The sequence below is a fragment of the Tessaracoccus sp. MC1679 genome (genome assembly GCF_014164775.1).
In the GTDB taxonomy this organism is placed as follows: domain Bacteria; phylum Actinomycetota; class Actinomycetes; order Propionibacteriales; family Propionibacteriaceae; genus Arachnia.
The window spans coordinates 111,589-131,322 of record NZ_JACJGB010000008.1; the positions used below are offsets into that span (position 1 = coordinate 111,589).

The 19,734-nt window shown below is 68.8% G+C and carries 16 protein-coding genes; 4 read left to right on the plus strand and 12 right to left on the minus strand.

Translation table 11 applies throughout. The features are described from left to right. Nucleotides 1-416 precede the first annotated feature (416 nt). Nucleotides 417-1,403 (minus strand): inositol 2-dehydrogenase, encoded by a 987-nt coding sequence (gene iolG, locus H5398_RS14030; RefSeq protein ID WP_182800438.1) that lies wholly within the window; start codon nt 1,401-1,403, stop codon nt 417-419. Nucleotides 1,404-1,578: 175 nt separating this feature from the next. Here iolG and H5398_RS14035 point away from each other — a divergent pair, with 175 nt between their 5' ends. Beyond that, nucleotides 1,579-2,439 (plus strand): TIM barrel protein, encoded by an 861-nt coding sequence (locus tag H5398_RS14035; RefSeq protein ID WP_182800439.1) that lies wholly within the window; start codon nt 1,579-1,581, stop codon nt 2,437-2,439. A gap of 69 nt (nt 2,440-2,508) precedes the next feature. Here H5398_RS14035 and H5398_RS14040 read toward each other — a convergent pair whose 3' ends face one another. The 7 genes from H5398_RS14040 to iolC all read right to left on the minus strand — a co-directional run bounded on the left by H5398_RS14040 (nt 2,509) and on the right by iolC (nt 11,484). Beyond that, nucleotides 2,509-3,636 (minus strand): zinc-binding dehydrogenase, encoded by a 1,128-nt coding sequence (locus H5398_RS14040; protein WP_182783209.1) that lies wholly within the window; start codon nt 3,634-3,636, stop codon nt 2,509-2,511. 100 nt (nt 3,637-3,736) lie between these two features. Then, nucleotides 3,737-4,129: a phage holin family protein gene (locus tag H5398_RS14045; RefSeq protein WP_182783208.1), complete on the minus strand. Its 393-nt coding sequence runs from the start codon at nt 4,127-4,129 to the stop codon at nt 3,737-3,739. Between the two features lie 736 nt (nt 4,130-4,865). Continuing rightward, nucleotides 4,866-6,059, minus strand: a complete 1,194-nt coding sequence (locus H5398_RS14050) for a Gfo/Idh/MocA family protein (RefSeq protein WP_220489478.1) — start codon at nt 6,057-6,059, stop codon at nt 4,866-4,868. A gap of 125 nt (nt 6,060-6,184) precedes the next feature. Continuing rightward, complete coding sequence (locus H5398_RS14055; protein WP_182800517.1) at nt 6,185-7,690, minus strand: CoA-acylating methylmalonate-semialdehyde dehydrogenase; 1,506 nt, start codon at nt 7,688-7,690, stop codon at nt 6,185-6,187. Between the two features lie 26 nt (nt 7,691-7,716). Further along, nucleotides 7,717-9,597, minus strand: coding sequence for a 3D-(3,5/4)-trihydroxycyclohexane-1,2-dione acylhydrolase (decyclizing) (gene iolD / locus H5398_RS14060; protein ID WP_182800440.1), 1,881 nt, complete (start codon nt 9,595-9,597; stop codon nt 7,717-7,719). 19 nt (nt 9,598-9,616) lie between these two features. Continuing rightward, nucleotides 9,617-10,489, minus strand: coding sequence for a 5-deoxy-glucuronate isomerase (gene iolB / locus H5398_RS14065; RefSeq protein WP_182800441.1), 873 nt, complete (start codon nt 10,487-10,489; stop codon nt 9,617-9,619). Beyond that, the gene (iolC, locus tag H5398_RS14070) at nt 10,489-11,484 is read right to left on the minus strand and encodes a 5-dehydro-2-deoxygluconokinase (RefSeq protein ID WP_182783205.1); all 996 of its coding nucleotides are present in this window, start codon (nt 11,482-11,484) and stop codon (nt 10,489-10,491) included. The genes iolB and iolC overlap by 1 nt, the downstream gene beginning before the upstream one ends. Before the next feature lie 147 nt (nt 11,485-11,631). Here iolC and H5398_RS14075 point away from each other — a divergent pair, with 147 nt between their 5' ends. Beyond that, nucleotides 11,632-12,378: a GntR family transcriptional regulator gene (locus H5398_RS14075; protein ID WP_182800442.1), complete on the plus strand. Its 747-nt coding sequence runs from the start codon at nt 11,632-11,634 to the stop codon at nt 12,376-12,378. A gap of 147 nt (nt 12,379-12,525) precedes the next feature. After that, complete coding sequence (locus H5398_RS14080) at nt 12,526-13,602, plus strand: transaldolase family protein (protein ID WP_182783203.1); 1,077 nt, start codon at nt 12,526-12,528, stop codon at nt 13,600-13,602. A gap of 266 nt (nt 13,603-13,868) precedes the next feature. Here H5398_RS14080 and H5398_RS14085 read toward each other — a convergent pair whose 3' ends face one another. Continuing rightward, nucleotides 13,869-14,297, minus strand: a complete 429-nt coding sequence (locus H5398_RS14085) for a hypothetical protein (RefSeq protein WP_182800443.1) — start codon at nt 14,295-14,297, stop codon at nt 13,869-13,871. 69 nt (nt 14,298-14,366) lie between these two features. Here H5398_RS14085 and H5398_RS14090 point away from each other — a divergent pair, with 69 nt between their 5' ends. After that, entirely contained in the window at nt 14,367-15,806 is a 1,440-nt protein-coding gene (locus H5398_RS14090; RefSeq protein ID WP_182800444.1) for an alpha-amylase family protein, read from the plus strand. Between the two features lie 716 nt (nt 15,807-16,522). On the opposite strand, the gene H5398_RS14095 is transcribed toward H5398_RS14090, so the two are convergent. Genes H5398_RS14095 through H5398_RS14105 form a run of 3 tightly spaced genes read right to left on the minus strand, consistent with a single transcriptional unit; the run spans nt 16,523 to nt 19,628 of the window. Beyond that, nucleotides 16,523-17,548, minus strand: a complete 1,026-nt coding sequence (locus H5398_RS14095; protein ID WP_220489480.1) for a LacI family DNA-binding transcriptional regulator — start codon at nt 17,546-17,548, stop codon at nt 16,523-16,525. 10 nt (nt 17,549-17,558) lie between these two features. Beyond that, nucleotides 17,559-18,422 carry a sugar phosphate isomerase/epimerase gene (locus H5398_RS14100; RefSeq protein WP_255443756.1) on the minus strand — a complete coding sequence of 288 codons (864 nt, stop codon included), beginning with the start codon at nt 18,420-18,422 and terminating at the stop codon, nt 17,559-17,561. 3 nt (nt 18,423-18,425) lie between these two features. After that, entirely contained in the window at nt 18,426-19,628 is a 1,203-nt protein-coding gene (locus tag H5398_RS14105; RefSeq protein ID WP_370586134.1) for a Gfo/Idh/MocA family protein, read from the minus strand. Nucleotides 19,629-19,734 lie beyond the last annotated feature (106 nt).

Sequence of the window (19,734 nt, forward strand, 5' to 3'; positions counted from 1 at the left end):
GCCGGGTTGAGCACCGACTGAGGCGAACGCTCAGCGGTCATCTCCCGTCCCGCCCACTCGGACGACTTGATGACCGAACGGGGGGTGCGCACGAAGGTGGGGGACGGCAGGTCGGCTGGGCGCAGGGATGCCCAGCCCGCGGGGCACCCAGAAGAACCCGCCTGAGACAGACCCGCGCCAGGGCCGACCTGCCGGCACACGCCTGGACCGAACCACGCCACGCAGGTACCAGTGCAGGGAGACGTGAGACGAGGCCCGGGCGGCCTCAACTACCCGGCCCCTCACAACCGGGCGGTCGAGGAGCAGGAGGTGGTCAAGGGCCGCACGGGCCTCGTGTCAGGGCTCCCGGCACCAGACAGCGCCAGGACCCGGCCAGTGGAGGTCAGGGACCAGTGCAAGTAGGGGTGACGCCTCGGTCAGAGGCGGACGGTGCGACCCTCGTGGGCGCTGACGGTCGCGGCCTCGGCCAGCTTGAGCGCCTCAACGCCGTCGATCACGTTGGGCGAGATGTCGCCGTCTGCCACCACCGCGTCGATGAAGGCGCCCAGCTCGTCGCGGTAGGCCGCCTCGTAGCGGGACAGGAAGAAGTTGAGCACCGGTCCCCTGGCGTCGGTCTGCGTGGCGCTGGCGGCGCGCACAGAGGTGGCCGTGAGGTTGTCGGCCGAGAGGGAGCCGTCGGCGCCGAACGCCTCGAGGCGCTGGTCGTAGCCGTAGGCGCAGGTGCGCGAGTTGACGATGGTCGCCAGCGCGCCGTCGGCGTTGCGCAGGAGGACCATCGCCTGGTCGAAGTCACCGGCGGCCTTGATCTCCTCGTCGGCGTTGGTGCCGAACGCGCTGACCTCGACGATGTCGCCCAGGAAGAAGCGCACCATGTCGAAATCATGGATGGTCATGTCCTTGAAGATGCCACCAGAGCCGGCGACGTAGCTGGCCGGCGGGCCCTGGGGGTCACGGGAGGTGACGGTCAGCTGCTGCAGCGCGCCGATCTCGCCGGCGGCCACGCGGGCGTTGACCTCAGCGAAGGAGGGGTCGAAGCGGCGGTTGAACCCCAGCATGACGCGCGAGGCTTCGGCACCCAGCTCGTCCATACAGCGGTTCGCCTCGTCCATGCCCAGCGCGACCGGCTTCTCGCACATGACCCGCTTGCCGCCCTTGACGGAGCCGAGGATCTGCTCGACGTGCATCGCGGTGGGCGAGCCGATGATGACGGCGTCGACGTCGTCGGCGTTGTAGACGTCCTCGACGTCCAGGGTGTAGCGCGCCCCGTACGCCTCCGCCAGGCCCTTGGCGGGCGCCTCGAAGGCGTCGTAGACCAGCGCAAGTGTCGCCTGGGGGTGGGACGCGATGGCGCGTGCGTGGACCTGGCCGATGCGTCCGGCCCCGATGATCGCGAAGCGGATCATGTGTGCTCCTGTGGGTTGGGCCGCGCACCAGCGTCACGGCAGTATGTCAGCACATATGGTACTAGACCGCGCATGCGGCGCCCATTCTGGGGGTGGCCAAACATTCCCGAGTTTGGCAGGACATAATGGTTCCCAACGAGCCGCGCGAGGCGGCTTGGCTGCGAAGGAGCTGCACATGAAGATTGCCGGCGCACCCATCAGCTGGGGCGTGTGTGAGGTACCGGGCTGGGGCTACCAGATGTCCCCCGAGCGCGTCCTCACCGAGATGAAGGAGATCGGCCTCACCGCCACCGAGTTCGGCCCCCAGGGCTGGCTCCCAGTCGACGCGGAGGAGCGCGCCGCCGTCGTCTCCCAGTTCGGCCTCAAGCCGGTCGGGGCCTTCTTCCTCGCCGTCATGCACGACCCCGATTTCGACCCCATCCCCATGGTGGAGGCCGAGCTCCGCGCCTTCGAGATCGCCGGCGGCGAGTTCCTCGTCCTGGCGGCAGATTCCGGCCAGGACGGCTACGACGCCCGCCCCGAGCTCGACGAGCAGGGCTGGCAGACGCTGTTCTCCAACCTCAGCCGGATCAGCGACGTCTGCAAGGCCAACGGCGTCACCGCCGTCCTCCACCCCCACTGGGGCACCATGGTGCAGAACGTCGACGAGGTGGAGCGCGTGCTGGACAACTCCACCGTCGGCCTGTGCCTGGACACCGGTCACCTTGCCTGCGGCGGCGCCGACGTGGTGGCGCTGGTCACCAAGTACGCGGACCGCGTGGGCATTGTGCACGCCAAGGACGTGCGCCTGGACATGGCCGCCAAGCTGCTGCCGGGCGAGATCACCTGGTCCGAGGGCATCAAGGGCGGCATGTTCGTCCCCATCGGCGACGGTGACATCGACTTCGCCACCATCGTGCGCCTCCTGGATCAGGCCGGCTTCGACGGGTACTGGGTCCTTGAGCAGGACATCATGATTGACGAGGAGCCGCCTGCGGTCGGAGGACCCGTCGACAACGCGGCCAAGTCCTTCGAGGCCCTCAAGGCCCTCGCCTGAGGCATCCCCGGAACGCGCACAGGGGCGGTCACCGTGATGGTGAACCGCCCCTGTCGTATTGCGCAGAGATCAGAGGCTCATGTCGACGATGCCTCGGCCAGACATGGTGCCCGCTCGCAGCTTGTCGTAGCCGATGTTGACGTCGTCCAGGCTGAACACCTGATGCACCACGTCGTCGACCTCGATGAGGCCCCGCGCGGCCATGTCCACCACGGCCGGGAGGTCGACGCGGGTGCGCGCCCCGTACGATCCGATGATCGACTGGCTACGGCGCACCGTGCGGTTGATCTGCACCTCTGCGGACTGCACCCCGGCACCCAGGCCGATGGGCACCATGCGGCCGCCGTCGGCCAGGATGTCCAGTGCGGTGTTCCAGGTGGCCGGCCTGCCGAGCGCCTCGAACGCAACGTCCACGCCGTAACCGTCGGTCATCTCCATCACAGCCTCGCGGGCGTCTCTGTTCAGGAGGTTGACGGTGTGCGTGGCGCCCATCGTCCTCGCCGCCGCGAGCTTGTCGTCGTCGACATCGAGCGCGATGACCTGTCGTGCACCCATCACCTTGGCGAACTTGAGGATCATCGAGCCCACGCCACCAGTGGCGACGACGGCAACCGTCTCCCCAAACCGGAGGTCCGCCCCGCGACGCACGGCGCCGTAGGCGGTCATGGCGGCGCAGCCGAGGATGGCCGTGTTCTTGGGCGAAAGGTTGTCCGGAATGGGCGTGACCGACGTGGCCGGAACCACGCAGTACTCCGCCAGGCCGCCCATGGAGTACATCCAGATGGGGTTGCCGTCGTTGTCGGCGAGTCGGGTCTCACCGTCGTAGAGAACACCCTTGAGGCGGTTGAGCTGGAAGAAGGGGTAGCAGAGATCGTCGCGGCCGGCCCGGCAGGCTTTGCACTGGCCACACGGCATCAGGAATGCGCCGGCCACGTTCTGGCCGACGGCGAGCTCACCGGTGAGCATGCCGGGGCCGAGTTCGACGATGGTGCCCGACACCTCGTGGCCGAGGACGCAGGGCGTGGGGAAGGCGATGGCGCCGCCGAGGACGTGGAGGTCCGAGTGGCAGAGGCCGCAGGCCGCGACCTTCAGCAGCACCTCGTTCGCGCGGGGTCGCGGGGTGGGGATGGTTTCGATCGACAGCGGTTCACCCGGAGCCCGAAGGACTGCGGCGCGCATCGTGGCAGGAATGTCCATGCTGGCTCCTCATTGACTTTGTGTGGACAAACTCAGTATGGACCATGAGACACCGCGTGTCACTAGCGGGGCGAGATGAATCCGCCGCAACTATTTGTTCTTACATGGAATGATTGGTGGAATCGTTTGCACCCAGCGCCGAGGCCACGAGAGCGGAGATCACGGAGATGATCAGGGAGCCGAACACTGCGTTCCAGAACCCGTCGACGTGGAAGCCGAGGCCCAATTCGCCGGCCAGGTATGAGGTCAGCAGCAGCATGCCGGCGTTGATCACGAAGAGGAACAACCCGAACGTGAGGATGATGAAACAGGCGCCCAGGACGAAGGCGAAGGGGCGGACGATCGCGTTGACGAGCCCGAGGATGACGGCGACGCCGAGGAGGGTGAGCGCCTGGTCGACGTTGGAGTCTGCGGTGAGGGTGATGCCGGGGAGCAGCCACACGGCGACGGCGGTCGCGACGGCGGTGGCGACGAGGCGCAGGAAGAGCTTCATGCGTCTGAGCGTAGGGCTCCGGCCTGTCACGCGCCTCAGGGAACCCCCCGACCCGCTCCCTGAGGCGCTCCACCAGCCAAGTCGCCGGCCCCCGTCTGCAACTTGCGATGTGGAGAGCGGTTTGTGTGCATATACACACAAACCGCGCTCCTGATAGCAAGTTGCAGGTTGCAGACCGGTCCCTCCCCAGCGGCGCTGCCGGGCGAAGCTGGCACCGACCGAGCACCCCAACACCACAGTGAGCCAACGTCGGTTTCGACGCGGGCTGCGCCGCTTCGCGGCTCGGCCCGGCTCAACCAGCGGGAATGGGCGAGGGTGCGGGACGGCAGGGCGGGTGTGCGCAGTGCTGCCCAACCCGAGGATCACCTACTGGCGTCCCGCCTCGCCAGACCAGTCCCTCCCCCGGTCCAGCGGCGGTAGAGGCTCCACCATTGAGGGTGCGGGATGGCAGGGCGGGTGTGCGCAGTGATGCCCAACCCGAGGATCACCTACTGGCGTCCCGCCTCGCCAGACCCGACCCAGGCCCGCCCTGCCGTCGCGTACCCGGACCCGACCACGCCACAGGCAGACGAGTGCGGGGAGACGGGAGGCGAGGCCCGGGCGGCCTCGACTACCCAACCACCGACCCGGCTCACCGGAACATCGAGACCTTGGACAACGGCCGCCCGGGCGTCGACTCACGGCTCCCCGCACCCGACCACTTTGGTCAACGTCCGAAACGGGGAGGGCGGAGCGGTCAGAGGCCGAAGGTGGTGACCGCCTCAACCGTCGGGACCTCGTGCCACTGGCCGTCGGCGGCGGACGCCACCACTGCCTCGTCGATCTCGGCGGCGGCCCAGCCGTCGCCCGCGGAGGGCGCGACCTGCTCGCCCGTCGTCACGGAGATGAGGAACTTCGCCGCTTCGACGGCCTTGAGGTCGTCGAAGCCCATCGAGGTGCCAGCGCCTGGCTGGAACCGGTCGAAGTCCGGCATGCCCGGACCAGCCATCACGCGGGTGTAGCCCTGGACAGGGCCCTCGCCGCGGCCGATGCACACGTCGACGTGGTTGAGCGACTCGAAGTTCCAGCGCACCGACCCCTCGGTGCCGTACACCTCGACGATGTACTCCGCGCGCGGCCCGACCGACACCCGGCTGGCCTCCAGCACGCCCACGACGCCGCCGTCGAACCGAGCCAGCACCGCGACCCAGTCCTCGTTGCCCACGGGCCCCTTCTCCTCGCCGACGGTGTAGCCGGAGTGCCCGACCCCGCCGGATCCGATCGGGATGGGGCGTTCCTTGATGAACGTGTCCGTCATCGCCGAGACCGACGAGATGCGTCCCACCAGGTACTGGGCCAGGTCCGCGCCGTGCGACAGGAGGTCGCCGACGATCCCGGCCCCCGCCCGCGCCCGGTCGTACCGCCAGGTCAGCGGCCCGTCGGGGCTGGAGGCGTAGTCCGCGATGAACCACACCCGGCAGTTCGTCACCCGTCCGAGCTTCCCGTCGCGGATCAGCTGGCGGGCGTACTGGATGGCCGGCACATGCCGGTAGTTGAAGCCGACGGCGGTGGCCAGCCCTGCACCGGCCGCGGCCTGGGCGATCTCCCGCGACTCCGTCGCGCTGACGCCCATGGGCTTCTCGATCCAGAACGGCTTGCCGGCCTCAGCGGCCGCCAGCGCGATCTCGTGGTGCAGGAAGTTGGGCGCGCAGATGGAGACGACCTCCACCTCCGGGTCCGCGAGAAGGTCGCGGTAGTCGGCGTAGGCGCGCTGGAAGCCCGCCACGTCGACGGCCCAGTCGCGGGTGGCCTCCACCGGGTCGCAGGCGGCGACCAGGTCACAGGCGAGCCCGAGTTCGGGGTAGCGCTCGGCGAGCGCCTTGTAGCTGCGGGTGTGGAGCCGGCCCATCCACCCGAGGGAGATGACGCCGACGCCCATGCGCTTGTTCATGATGTCCTGCCTGGCCTTCGGGGCCGTGAAAGAGAGCACTCACCGGGGCCGATCCCGACCGGGCAACAGCGCTCGATCAGAATCGGCCCCCGGGTCAGTGCTCGGGGTGTGTGCCGCAAGCGGCCTTACTTGGTGGCGACGAAGTCCAGGCCGATCTTGCCGTGGCTGCCGGAGCCGGCCCAGCGCGTCGTGACCACCTTGGTGCGGGTGTAGAAGTTCACGCCCTCCTGGCCGTGGATCTTGTGATCGCCGAGCAGCGAGTTCTTCCAGCCGCCGAACGAGTAGTAGCCCACCGGCACTGGGATGGGCACGTTGATGCCCACCATGCCCGCGTTGACGTCGAGCTGGAACTGACGCGCCACCTGACCGTTCTCCGTGAAGATTGCCGAGCCGTTGCCGAAGGCGCTGGAGTTGACGATCTCGATGGCCTCCTCGTAGGTGTCGGTCTTCACCACGACGAGAACCGGCCCGAAGACCTCCTCGCAGTACAGCTGGGTCTCGAGCGGGACGTTGTCCACGATGGTGGGGCCCACCCAGTTGCCGTTCGCGGTGCCCTCGACCTCGGAGCTGAACCCGCGACCGTCGAGCACCACGTTGGCGCCCTTGGCTTCCGCGTCGTTGATCCAGGAGAGGATCCGCTCACGGGACTTCGACGAGATGACCGGGCCGAGCTCGTTGGCGGGGTCCGAGCCGGGGCCCACCTTCAGGACCTCGGCGCGCGCCTTGACCTTCTCGATGAGGGCGTCGTGCGCGTCACCCACGGCCACAACGACGGGCAGGGCCATGCAGCGCTGGCCGGCCGCGCCGAAGGCGCCGGAGACGATGTGCTGGGCCGCGAAGTCCAGGTTGGCGTCGGGCATCACGATGGCGTGGTTGTTCGCGCCGCCGAGGGCCTGGAACCGCTTGCCGGAGGCGGCGCACCGGCTGGCGACGATCTTGGCCACCGGGGTGGAGCCGACGAAGGAGACGGCGTCGATGCCGGGGTGGTCGAGGATGTGGGAGACCACCTGCTTGTCGCCGCACACCACCTGGAACAGGCCGTCGGGCAGACCGGCCTCCTTGTAGAGCTTGGCCACCATGAGCGACACGGACGGCACCGGGGTGGCGGGCTTGAGGATGACTGCGTTGCCGGTGGCGAGCGCCATCGGGTGCATCCACATCGGCACCATCATCGGGAAGTTGAACGGCACGATGGCGCCGACGACGCCGACGGCCTGGCGGAGGGTGTGCACGTCGACGCCGGTGGCGGCCTCGACGGTGTGCTCACCCTTCAGCGCGTTCTGGATGCCGCAGGCGAACTCCACGATCTCCAGTCCGCGAGCGATCTCGCCGAGCGCGTCGCCGCGGGTCTTGCCGCCCTCGCGGACGATGACGTCTGCCAGGTCGTCCTGGCGCTCGATGAGCAGCTGGCGGAAGTTGAACATGACGCGGCTGCGCTTGGCCAGCGACGCGCGGCCCCAGATCTTCTGGGCGGCGCGGGCTGACGCGATGGCGCGGTCGATGAGCTCGGTGCTGGCCTCGGCGACGCCGCCGATGACCTCGCCGGTGGCGGGGTTGTCGATGGGCAGAACCTCGACACCCTCCTCGAAGTACTCGGCGCCGTCGATCCAATGGGGCATGGTGATGGACATATCAGTCATTCCTTTAGTGTGCTGGCTCAGAAGAAGCGGCGCTGGCCCTTGACGGCCTCCGCGTACTCTTCGTAGGCCTTCTGGGTGGATTCGAGCGTGGAGGCGGCCGTGACGGGCACGTCCCACCAGCCCGTGGCGGGCGGGTTGGGCCCGTAGAGGTCGGTCTCGATGTGGATCATGGTGGCCTTGTCGGAGGCCACGGCGGTGGCGTAGGCCTCGCGGAAGTCCGCGATGGTGCTGACCTCGATGACGTCCAGGCCCCAGGAGCGGGCGTTGGCGGCGATGTCGACGGGGATCAGCTCGTCGCTGCGCCCACCGTCGGCGGCGCGCATCCGGTACTTGGTGCCGAACCGCTGCGAGCCGCGCGACTCGGACAGGCCACCGATGGAGGCGTAGCCGTGGTTCTGCAGCAGGACGAAGATCACCTTGGCGCGCTCCTGCACGATGGTGGCGAGCTCCATGGGCAGCATCTGGTAGGTGCCGTCGCCGACGATGGCCACCACTTCGGAGTCCGGGGATGCCATCTTGCAGCCCAGCGCCGCGGGGATCTCGTAGCCCATCGTGGAGAAGGCGTACTCCACGTGGTACTGACCCGGGGTGCGGGCGCGCCACAGGGCCTGCAGGTCGCCGGGCATGGAGCCGGCGGCGTTGATGACGATGTCGTCGTCGCCCAGCAGCTCGTTGAGGGCGCCGAACACCTCGGTCTGTGCCGGGAGCGGGCCGTGGCCAAGGTGGTAGCACTTGTCCGTGGCCTCGGCCCAGGCGGCACGCTCGTCGGCGATCTTCTGGGAGTAGGCCTCGTCGACGCGGTGCCCCTCAAGGGCCTCGGTGAGCGCGGTGAGCGCCTCGCGGGCGTCTGCCACGAGCATCTGGGCGCCCTGCTTGGCCGCGTCGAAGGAGCCGACGTTGATGTTGAGGAACTTCACGTCCGGGTTCTTGAACTGGGTCTGCGAGCCGGTGGTGAAATCGGAGTAGCGGGTGCCGATGCCAATGAGGAGGTCTGCCTCGACGGCCAGCGCGTTGGCTGAGCCGGCCCCCGTGGAGCCCACGCCGCCGACGGCGCACTCGTGGTCCCAGTTGATGCCGCCCTTGCCGGCCTGCGTGTCGGCTACCGGGATGCCGGTGGCGGTGGCGAACGCCCGCAGCTCCTCTGTGGCGGCGGAGTAGATGGTGCCTCCGCCGGAGATGACCAGGGGACGCTTCGCCGCACGGATGGCCTCGACGGCGCGCGCGAGGGCTGCGCGGTCCGGCACGCGGCGGTCGATGTGCCACACCTTCTTGGCGAAGAACTCAACCGGCCAGTCGTAGGCCTCGGCCTGGACGTCCTCGGGGAGGCAGACGACCGCGGCACCGGTGTCCGCCGGGTCCGTGAGCACGCGCATGGCGCGGGGCAGGGAGACCATCAGCTGCTCGGGGCGGTTGACCCGGTCCCAGAACTTCGACACGGGGCGGAACACGTCGTTGGCGCTCACGTCGGGGTTCGTCGGGTCCTCAACCTGCTGCAGAACCGGGTCCGGCATGCGGTTGGCGAAGATGTCCGAGGGGAACAGCAGGACGGGCACGCGGTTGGTGGTGGCCAGCGCTGCGCCGGTGACCATGTTGAGGGCGCCGGGGCCGATCGAGGAGGTGACCGCGAGGGTCTGCATGCGCTCGGTCTGCTTGGCGAAGGCGGCGGCCACGTGGACCATGCCCTGCTCGTTGCGGCCCATCCAGTACTCGAAGGGCTCGTCGAAGGCCGGGTCGACCTCGTGCTGCAGCAGCGCCTGGCCGACGCCGGCGACGTTGCCGTGGCCGAAGATGCCGAACATGCCGGGGATGAAGCGCTGCTCGACGCCGTCGCGCTCGGTGTACTGGTGCGCCAGGTAGCGGACGATGGCTTGCGCGACCGAAAGGCGGATGGTGGTCATGTGAGGATTTCTCGCTTTCTCAGGCGTCGAGCCGGGTGGGTGCGTAAGGGAGGCGGGGATCGACATCGGTGTCGTCCCAGGTCTGGCGGAGCCAGCCGTAGCAGGGGTCGTCCACGGAGAGCCACTGGGGTCCGCCGGGGCCGGCCATCACGTTGAGGTAGTACAGGTCGTAGCCGGGGGCCGCGACGCACGGGCCGTGCCAGCCGTGCGGGACAAGGGCGGTGTCGCCGGTGTTGACGCGCAGGGCGACGTCGATGGGGCGTTCAGCCGTCCCGTAGGTGGAGTGGAAGGCCATGCCGGGGCCGTGCTCGTCGGCCTTGATCTCGAAGTAGTAGATCTCCTCGAGCTCCCGCTCGGTCTCGGTGGTCTCGTCGTGCTTGTGCGGCGGGTAGCTGGACCAGTTGCCGCCGGGCGTGATCACCTCGCACACCAGCAGGCGGCTGGTCTGCAGCGTGTTGTTGAGGGCGTAGTTGGTGACCTGCCGCGACATTGTGCCGGCGCCGCGGAGGCCGACGGTGGCCTCCTCGGCCGGGCAGTAGCGTACGTCGAGCGTCTCGCTCGCCACCGCGCTGGGCAGGGCGTAGCGGCCGCCGTCGACCGAGGTGAGAGTGGCCTCGGCGCCGCGGGGGAGGTAGAGGTAGTCGGTGACCTCGCCGAAGATGGTGGAGCGCCCGTTGAGCGTGTGGGTCTCCCCGCCGACGGTGACTGTCGCGGCGCCCTCGAGCGGCAGTACCAGGCACTCGGACTCGCCCGTGCCGAATGCGTAGGACTCCCCCGCCGCCAGCACCGCGACCTTGAGGCCGGAGTAGGCCCAGTTGGCGGATTCCGGGCTCACGTCCACGGCGAGCGGCGGCCGCCCGGTGGAGCCGGCGGGCAGGACATGGTCGGTCATCAGTTCTCCTTGACGCGGTGGCGGGTCTTGGTATCGACGGGGTTGCGGCGCACGGCCGCGAGCAGTTCGGGCTCGCTCGGCATCGCCGTCGAGCATTCGAGGCGGGTGGCGACGAGCGCACCGGCGGCCGAGGCGGCCACCAGGGTGTCCACGAGCGGCCATTCCTTGATCAGGCCGAAGCACAGCGCGCCGCCGAAGGCGTCCCCGGCGCCGAGGCCGTTGACCACCTCGATGGGGGTGCCGGCCACCTCGATCACTCTGTCGGCGTCCATCGCGAGCACGCCGTCGGGGCCACGCTTGACCACCGCGACGTCCACGCCGCGGGCCATCAACGCCTCGGCGGCCCGCTCGGGGTCCGACTCGCCGACGGCCACCTCACACTCGGCACTGTTGCCGACGACGATGTCCACGTAGGGCAGCACCTCGGCGATGGCCTCACGCGCGGCCTCCGGCGAGGGCCAGAACTGCTCGCGGTAGTCCAGGTCCAGGATGGTGAACGGCCTGCGCCCGCGGGCCTTGAGCGCAGCCAGGTGGGTGGAACGGCTGGGCTCGCGACTCAGCCCCGTCGTCGTGATCCAGAAGACCTTCGCCTGGACGATGGCGTCGATCGGAAGGTCCTCGGGGCGGAGCCGCAGGTCTGGCGCGGTGGGGCGGCGGTAGAAGTAGAGGGGGAAGTTGTCCGGAGGGAAGATTTCGCAGAAGGTGACCGGGGTGTTGAGGTCGCCGTCGACCTTCACATAGTCGTCGAACACGCCGAGGTGTCCCATCTCCGCGCGACAGAACCGGCCGAAGGGGTCGTCGCCGACGGCGGTGACGACGGCGGCGGAGCGACGGAGGCGCGCGGCGGCCACGGCCACATTGGTGGCGCTGCCGCCGAGGAACTTGCCGAACGAGGTGACGTCCTCGAGGCCCACTCCGTGCTGATGGGGGTAGATGTCCACGCCGATTCGGCCCATGGTCAGCACATCGACGCTGCGCGTGCCGAAAAGTCCCATGATGTGTCCCGCTTCTTCGAGGAGGTGCCCTCTTATCGTAACCAGTGACGGGCATTTGTCAAGACAAACCGTCAACTCCTGACAAAGGTCTAGCTACAACCTGACATTGGCAGTACAATGTGTGCACACGACGACGTGAGAGACCAGATGCCACACAGCGCCCCGTACATCGCGCAGATCGAGATCGATCGCACCAGCGCCACACCGCTCCACGCCCAGATCGCGGAGCCGCTCGCCAGGCTCATCGAGGACGGCACCATCGAACCCGGCACGCGCATCGAGGACGAGGTGTCGATGGCGGAGCGGCTGAAGGTGTCACGGCCGACGGCGCGCCGGGCCATGGAGACCCTCACCAACCGCGGCCTCATCGTGCGACGGCGCGGCGCCGGCACGCAGGTCACCCCCACCCGCGTCCACCGACCCATGGCGCTCAGCTCGCTCAACGACGACCTCGAGAAGTCCGGCGTGGACCCGCGCACCACCGTGCTGGAGTGGGAGATCGAAGGTGCGGCGCCGGGTGTCGCGGCGGCGCTCAACATCGCTCCCGGTTCCGAGGTGGTGCACATGCGACGCCTACGGATGCTCCGGGACGAACCCCTGGCCCTGATGAGCAACTGGCTGCCGGCGGCCCTCGCGCCCACCCGGGCCGAGCTGGAGTCCGGCGGCCTGTACGCCCGCCTGCGCGAGCGGGGCGTGAAGGTGACGGTGGGGTTCCAGCAAATCAGCGCCCGCCTGGCCACGGCCGACGAGGGCCGCCTCCTCAACGAGCCCACCGGCGCCGCGCTCCTGACCATGCAGCGCACGGCCTACGACGAGCAGCACCGGGCGGTGGAGTTCGGCATGCACGTCTACCGCGCCTCGATGTACTCCTACGACCAGACGGTGATGGCCTGAGTCAAGCCCGGCGCCGCCGTCGCCAAGAAAAGTTCGCCTTGACCTGCGATTTGTTCTGACATATCCTTGACAGGACAAACCAATGTAGTGTCCAATGGTGTCAGGCCTCATCGTCGAGACCGCACCACCGCTTGAGAAGGAACCGCCATGACCATCGAGTACACCGAGGGACCGCTCCTGACCGCGGCCCGGACCACCCCTACCGCCCTGTGGAACGACTCGGCCGACCTTGAGGAGCTCCGCCAGTCGATCTCCTACGGCGGCGTCGGCGCCACCTGCAACCCCGTCATCGGCTACACCACCATCAAGCAGCACAAGGACATCTGGGGCCCCCGGATCCAGGCCATCGCCGCCGCCAACCCCACGTGGGGCGAGTCGGAGATCGGCTGGCAGGCCATCAAGGACATGTCTGTGGAGGCCGCCGAGCTGCTGCTGCCGATCTTCAAGGAGACCAACGGGCGCAACGGGCGCCTGTCCGTGCAGACGGACCCCCGTCACCACCGCGACGCGAAGGCCCTGGCCGATCAGGCCGTGGAGTTCTCCGAGCTCGCCCCCAACATCATCGTGAAGATCCCCGCCACCAAGGTGGGCATTGAGGCCATCGAGGACGCCACCTACCGCGGCGTGGTCATGAACGTGACCGTCTCCTTCACCGTCGCCCAGGTTGTCCGCTCCGGCGAGGCCATCGAGCGTGGCCTGCAGCGCCGCGTGGCCGAGGGCAAGTCCATCGACGACATGTGGCCCGTGGTCACCCTCATGGTGGGCCGTCTCGACGACTGGATGAAGGCCGAGGCAGAGCGCACCCAGCTGTTCATCGATCCGGGCCACATGGAGTGGGCGGGTGTCGCGGCCATCAAGAAGGCCTACCAGATCTTCCAGGAGCGCGGCTTCCGCTCCCGCGTGCTGTCCGCAGCGTTCCGCAACGTGCTGCAGTACAGCGAGCTCATCGGTGGCGACCTCGTCGTCTCCCCGCCCTTCAAGTGGGCCAAGCGGATCAACAACTCGGACTACGTGGCCGAGAGCCGGATCGACGTGCCCGTGGATCCGAAGATCATCGAGTCGCTGCAGCGCATCGAGGACTTCAACCGCGCCTACGAGGAGGACGGCCTGAGCATCGAGGAGTTCGAGAACTTCGGCCCCACCCGCAAGACGCTGCGCCAGTTCCTGGGCGCCGACTGCGACCTCGACGCCCTGGTGCGCGACTTCCTCATCGCCCCCGCCTGATCTCTATCCCCGTCCGGGTCTGATCCCCGGAAACCGAGCCGCGCAGGCCCCGGTCCGCTCCTGACGGACCGGGGCCTGCGTGCGTCCGGGGGGGGTGTGCGTGCGTCCGGGGGTGGGTGGGTGGGGTTTGCGTGTGCCCGGGGGTGGGTGGGGTTTGAGCAAATGGCAGGGGTCACGGGTCGGGTCCCGCTCAGTCTGAGCGTGGGCCCCTTCGTGACCCCTGCCATTTGCTCAAACCCACAGCCGCAGAAGCCCCCCGGGGTGGGTCAGCTGGCGCGGGGGTCGTCGGCGCGGAGCTGCTTCTGCAACGACGCCAACCTCTGGTTGATCTGCTCCAACAGCTCCGCGGTCTCCGCGTTCAGCGCCTTCATCGCCTTCCGCCTGGTCCCACCGGAGTTCGCTCCCCAGATGAGCTCACCTCGGACACGCAGCGCCTGCGCGTGTCGATGCCAACCCGCGGGCTCCGTCGCCTCCGGGAACGCCAGCTCGACGGCGTCCGCAGCGGTGTCGATGGCCGCCATCTTCGCGTCGAAGCGGATCTTGGGGTTGTTCGCATCCGTGGCCGACTTCAGCTTCCCCACCAGATCATCGAGACTCTTGGCGATCTGCGGATTCTCGCGCAGCGCGGAGACAAGCGTCACCGTGGTGGCGACCGCCGCGCCGGTGGTCTTGAGGATCATGCCGAGCTTGCTCATGGGTCCCAGTCTAGGGAGGGGCTCCGAACGGGTCGCCCGAACGCCGCGACACCGCCTACGCTGGCCGACATGCGACGACGCCTCCGGACCCCACTCGCGCTTCTGACCCTGCTCGCGGTGCTGGCCGCCTGCACGCCGGGCCAGGAGCCCGCCGTCGAGACCACCCCCACCGTCGGGGTTCAGCTCTTCCAGTGGCCGTGGCGATCCGTGGCCCAGGAGTGCACCGAGGTGCTCGGGCCTCACGAGTTCGGGTTCGTCCTCCTCTCCCCCGCGCAGGAGCACATCGACGGTGAGGCCTGGTGGACGTCGTACCAGCCGGTCAGCTACCAGCTGGAGTCCAAGCTGGGCACGCGCGAGGAGTTCGCCGAGATGGTCACCGCGTGTGGGGAGGCCGGTGTGGACGTGATCGCCGATGCCGTGATCAACCACATGGCGGGGATCGACGGCGGCACTGGCGTCGCGGGGACGGACTTCACGCACTACGACTACCCCGGTCTGTACGGTCCAGAGGACTTCCACGACTGCCCCATGACGGTCTCAGGCGACATCGAGAACTACTCGGACCAGCAGCAGGTGCAGGAGTGCGAACTGGTCAACCTCGCGGACCTGGACACCGGCAGCGAGAAGGTCCGCGACACCATCGCCGCCTACCTCAACGACCTCACCGACCTCGGCGTCGCGGGTTTCCGGATCGACGCGGCCAAGCACATGTCCGCGACCGACGTGGAGGCCATCGTCGGGAGGCTCGACGGGGAGCCGCTGATCATCTCCGAGGTCATCCGAGGGGGCGGCGAGCCGATCCAGCCGGAGGACTATCTCGACGCCGGCGCCGTCTTTGCGTTCCAGGTGGCCAAGGACATCTCCGGCGTGGTGCCCGGCGGCGCCGTCTCGCGCGCCCTAGAGATGCGCGACGGGGAGGTTCCGTCTGAGCAGGCGTTCACGTTCATCACCAACCACGACACGGAACGCAACGGGCAGACCCTCAACTCCAAGGATGGGGACCAGTTCAGGGTGGCCACGGCCCTGCTACTGGGGATCGACTACGGCACTCCGATCGTCTACTCCGGCTACGCGTTCTCGGACCACGACGCCGGGGCGCCGCAGACGGACGGCCGGGTCGACGACGTAGCGTGCGCGGCGCCGTCGGAGGATCCGGAGGATGGTGCCTGGTTGTGTCAGCACCGGGATGTCGCGGGGTTGGCTGAGTGGGTCGCGGTGGTGGGCGACGCGCCCGTCGAGAACGTGTGGAAGCAGGGGTACGCGGTGGCGTTCGATCGAGGCGACCGAGGCCTCATCGCCGTCAACGACACGAGCACTCCGGTGAGCGCCACCCTCACCACGAACCTGCCCGACGGCGCGTACTGCGACGCGGCTGCCTCGCCGGCCCCGCCCACCGCGGAGGATCGCTGCGAGGAGGGCCCGTTCGTGGTGGCCGACGGCAAGGTCACCGTCGAGATGCCCGCGATGGACGCGGTTGCCCTCCACGTCAACCTCCGCGCGGCCGGTTGATCCCTCTCTGTGGTGTTGAGGGCCAGTTGTGGTCTGGTTTGGCGGCGTGTGGTGGGGGCCGGTTGATCCCTGTCCGTGGCGTGGTGGTCGGGTTGGGCGGCGTGTGGTGGGGGCCGGGCCGCCCATGATGCCGGCGGCGGCGCTTCGTGCTGCCACGCCGTCATCAACGCCCACCCAACCTGCCCCGGCCCCCACCACCCACCGCCCTGCTGGCCCGTCCCGTCGCCTGGCTTACGTCCCGACGCCTGCCTTACGCCTCGACGCCCGTCGTACGCCTCGACGCCAGCCCTGTATCACAGGCGGCCCGGAGCCGCCTGACCTATGTTCGGCAGCCGGCGCTGTAGCGCGGGCGGCCAGACTCAACGCAGGCGCCAGAGGACCCGCTGCCTCGAGACGAGCCGAAGGCGAGATGTCCACGAGGGTGGGGGACGGCAGGGCGGCTGCGCGTCGGGGTGCCCAACCCGAGGTTCACCCAACTGGCATCCCGCCACAACAGACCCGAGCCAGGGCCGCCCTGACGGCGCACGCCTGGAATGGACCACGCCACAGGGAAAACGAGTGCAGGGAGCACTGACACGAGGCCCCGGGCGGCCTCATCTACTCAACCAAGGACCATGCCGCGATCAACAGGGAGAATGTGGACAACGGCCGCCCGGGCCTCGTGTCAGGACTCCCGGCACCCGGTGCCGGACTTGTGCCGCCACCGTTGAGCAGGGTCAGACTGTGAGCGGAGGGGTGCTGTTACGCAGGTGAACCTCGAGGGGCAGGGGCGTCGGCACCCAGTCGGCGTCGATCGCCGCCCGGACCGCCTGATAGCCCACCTCCTCCAACGGGATGCGGACCGAGGTCAGCTGCGGGGTCACGTCGCTGGAGGAGGGGATGTCGTCGAACCCCGCCATCGCCACGTCTGACCCGAGCTCGCGACCCTCCTCGCGCAGTTCCCGCACCGCCCCCAGCGCCACCGCGTCGCTCAGGGCGAACACAAGCGTGCCCGGCTCGATGCCGGCCGCAAGCGCCTCGCGCATCGCCTCCGCGCCGCCCTCACGGGTGAACGCCGCGCGGTGCACCCGATCGATCTGACCACCGCCGGAGGTGAAGCCGTCGGTGAAACCCGCCTGGCGTTGGTCCGTGGTGATCAAGCCTCGGGGCGCGGCAAGCACGACCGCCCGACGGTATCCGCGCGCCGCCAGCGCCACGCCGAGCGCCCTGGCCCCGCCCCAGTTGTCGATGAGCACGGAACGAAGCTCTGAGGCGCCAGGGCCCAGCGCGATGACCCGGCCGCCCATCCCGTGGATGGCGTCGATCTCGAGCTGCACAGGCTCATGGGGAAGCGCCATCCGCGAGGCCGCCAGGATGACCCCGCGAGGCCGCTGACCACGCAGCACCCGCAGCAGCGCGGCCTCCTTCTGCGGATCCCGCCCGGTCGTCGCGATGGTGACGAGGAATCCGGCCTCATCCGCCGCCCGTGCGACACCGGCCGCGACCTGCGCGAAGTAGGGGTCCGCAATGTCAGCCACCAGCAGCGCGATGAGGGCCGAGGCCCCGCTGGCGACGGCCTGCGCAGAGACGTTGACGCTGTAGCCCAGCTTGTCGGCGGCCGCGCGAACCCGCTCCTGATACGACTCGGCCACCTTCCGCGTCGAGCCGTTGAGCACGCGCGACGCCGTGGCCAGTGAGACTCCCGCCTCCTGGGCGACGTCGACGAGGGTGGCGGTACCGTAGCGGCGCTGCTGGTGGTTCACGGTCATGAGTCTAGGGCCGCAGATGGGGGCCGACCCACCGTCCGAAGGCGTCGACGGTGTCACGCGCCACGACCTCGAAATCGGTTGCCCAGATGGTTGCGTTGAAGATCTCCACCTCGACGTCGCCGTCGTAGCCGGTGTCCTCTACTGCGCGGGTGAGGGTCTCGAAGTCGATCACGCCCACGCCGGGCTGATGCCGGGACAGAAGGACGTCGGCTTCGAGGGGGGCCCGCCAGTCGCACACCTGGTACGCGGCGATCCGGCCTTCGCGGCCCGCACGAGCGATCGCCGGCAGCACGTCCGGATCCCACCAGATGTGGAAGGTGTCCACAGTCACCCCCGCGACACTCGAGTCAAGCCCGGACACGAGGTCCAGCGACTGCCCGAGCGTGGAGACGACGGCGCGGTCCGCCGCGTACATCGGGTGCAGCGGCTCGACGGCGAGCGTCACGCCCGCGGCCGCCGCGTCGGGGGCGAGCTCTTCGAGGGCCTCGCGGACCCGGGCGCGCGCGCCGATGAGGTCCCGCGACCCCTCCGGCAGCCCACCGGCGACGAGCACCAGCACCGCCCGCGACCCCGGCGCCCCGGCGGCAGCCAGCACGGCCGTCTCCTCGATGGCGCGCCGGTTGTCGTCCAGCGAGTCGCTCCGCTCGGGTCCCGCCACTGCGGTGAAGAAGCCGGCGCGGCAGTAGGACGACATCCGCAGCCCGGAGTCCGACAGCATCGCGGCCGCCTCCCGGAGGCCCACGTCGGCCACCGGTTCTCGCCAGAGCCCGATCGACTGCATGCCGACGGAGGTGGTCACCGTCAGCGCGTCACGGAGGGTGGCGTGCTTGATGGTGGCCTGGTTGATCGAGAGCCTGGGGTGCGTCAAGGATCAGCCCAGCAGCAAATCGTCGAGGACGACCTTGCAACCTTCGCGGCTGGAACGCAGGCCCGCGTCGGCGAGTTGAACTCCGCGGGCGCCGGCGAGCAGGTCGAACGGGTACGGGGTGCCCTGCACGTAGGAGGCGAGGAACTCCTCCCACTGCTGCCGGAAGCCGTTGTCGAACACCTCATTGGTGGGCAGCTCGGCCCAATCCGCGGCGTAATCATGATCATCGGCCAGGTCCGGGTTCCACACCGGCTTCGGCGTCCCCACTCGGTGCTGGATCTTTGCGCCGAACAATCCCACCACAGCGGAGCCGTGCGTCCCGTCGACCTGGAACTCCACCAGCTCGTCGCGGTTCACCCGCACCGTCCAGGAGGAATTGATCTCCGCGACGATGCCGCCGTCGAGCTCGAAGATGCCGTACGCGGCATCCTCCGCGGTGGCCTGATATGCCTTCCCAGCCTCATCCCACCGCTCCGGAATATGGATCGCCGCCTGTGCGTAGACGCTGCGCACCGGCCCGAACAGGTTCTCCAGCACATAATTCCAGTGCGGGAACATGTCGACGATGATGCCGCCGCCGTCCTCAGCACGGTAGTTCCACGACGGACGCTGTGCGGGTTGCCAGTCGCCCTCGAAGACCCAATATCCGAACTCCCCGCGCACCGAGAGGATGCGGCCGAAGAAGCCGGAGTCGACGAGGCGCTTCAGCTTCTGGAGGCCGGGCAGGTAGAGCTTGTCGTGGACGACACCGGTCTTCACGCCCGCAGCGGCGGCGAGGCGGGCCAGTTCGAGGGCCTCCTCGACGGACTCGGCCGTCGGCTTCTCCGTGTAGATCGTCTTTCCCGCAGCGATCGCCTTCCGCAGCGCCGCCCCACGCGCCTTCGTCACCAGGAAATCCGAATAGATCTCCCACCGCGGATCCGCCAGAGCAGCATCCAGATCAGTGGTGAAGTCCTCGATGCCGTGCCTGGCGGCCAACTCGGCCAGCTTCGACTCGCTACGGCCCACGAGCAGCGGCCGGACGGTGACACGGGAACCGTCAGAGAGCTCGATGCCTCCCTGATCCCGGATCGCCAGGATCGACCGAACCAGGTGCTGCCGGTAACCCATGCGGCCGGAGACCCCGTTCATGATGATCCCGATCTCACGCACGGAACGGGATCCCTGCACCATCTCGGCGGGCAGAGGCTTCAAAGTCGTTGACACTCTCAGTTCCTATCTATCGCTTGCGTTTGGACGACATTGGTAAACGCTTTCCCCTATCCTGACACGTCACTGCCCCGCGCCACAAGAGGACGCCCCAGTTTTGTCC

What these genes read in the sequence shown, in the direction of transcription:
- iolG (WP_182800438.1), bottom strand. Translation starts at nt 1,403, where the DNA reads ATGATCCGCTTCGCGATCATCGGGGCCGGACGCATCGGCCAGGTCCAC.
- H5398_RS14035 (WP_182800439.1), top strand. Translation starts at nt 1,579, where the DNA reads ATGAAGATTGCCGGCGCACCCATCAGCTGGGGCGTGTGTGAGGTACCG.
- H5398_RS14040 (WP_182783209.1), bottom strand. Translation starts at nt 3,636, where the DNA reads ATGGACATTCCTGCCACGATGCGCGCCGCAGTCCTTCGGGCTCCGGGT.
- H5398_RS14045 (WP_182783208.1), bottom strand. Translation starts at nt 4,129, where the DNA reads ATGAAGCTCTTCCTGCGCCTCGTCGCCACCGCCGTCGCGACCGCCGTC.
- H5398_RS14050 (WP_220489478.1), bottom strand. Translation starts at nt 6,059, where the DNA reads ATGAACAAGCGCATGGGCGTCGGCGTCATCTCCCTCGGGTGGATGGGC.
- H5398_RS14055 (WP_182800517.1), bottom strand. Translation starts at nt 7,690, where the DNA reads ATGTCCATCACCATGCCCCATTGGATCGACGGCGCCGAGTACTTCGAG.
- iolD (WP_182800440.1), bottom strand. Translation starts at nt 9,597, where the DNA reads ATGACCACCATCCGCCTTTCGGTCGCGCAAGCCATCGTCCGCTACCTG.
- iolB (WP_182800441.1), bottom strand. Translation starts at nt 10,489, where the DNA reads ATGACCGACCATGTCCTGCCCGCCGGCTCCACCGGGCGGCCGCCGCTC.
- iolC (WP_182783205.1), bottom strand. Translation starts at nt 11,484, where the DNA reads ATGGGACTTTTCGGCACGCGCAGCGTCGATGTGCTGACCATGGGCCGA.
- H5398_RS14075 (WP_182800442.1), top strand. Translation starts at nt 11,632, where the DNA reads ATGCCACACAGCGCCCCGTACATCGCGCAGATCGAGATCGATCGCACC.
- H5398_RS14080 (WP_182783203.1), top strand. Translation starts at nt 12,526, where the DNA reads ATGACCATCGAGTACACCGAGGGACCGCTCCTGACCGCGGCCCGGACC.
- H5398_RS14085 (WP_182800443.1), bottom strand. Translation starts at nt 14,297, where the DNA reads ATGAGCAAGCTCGGCATGATCCTCAAGACCACCGGCGCGGCGGTCGCC.
- H5398_RS14090 (WP_182800444.1), top strand. Translation starts at nt 14,367, where the DNA reads ATGCGACGACGCCTCCGGACCCCACTCGCGCTTCTGACCCTGCTCGCG.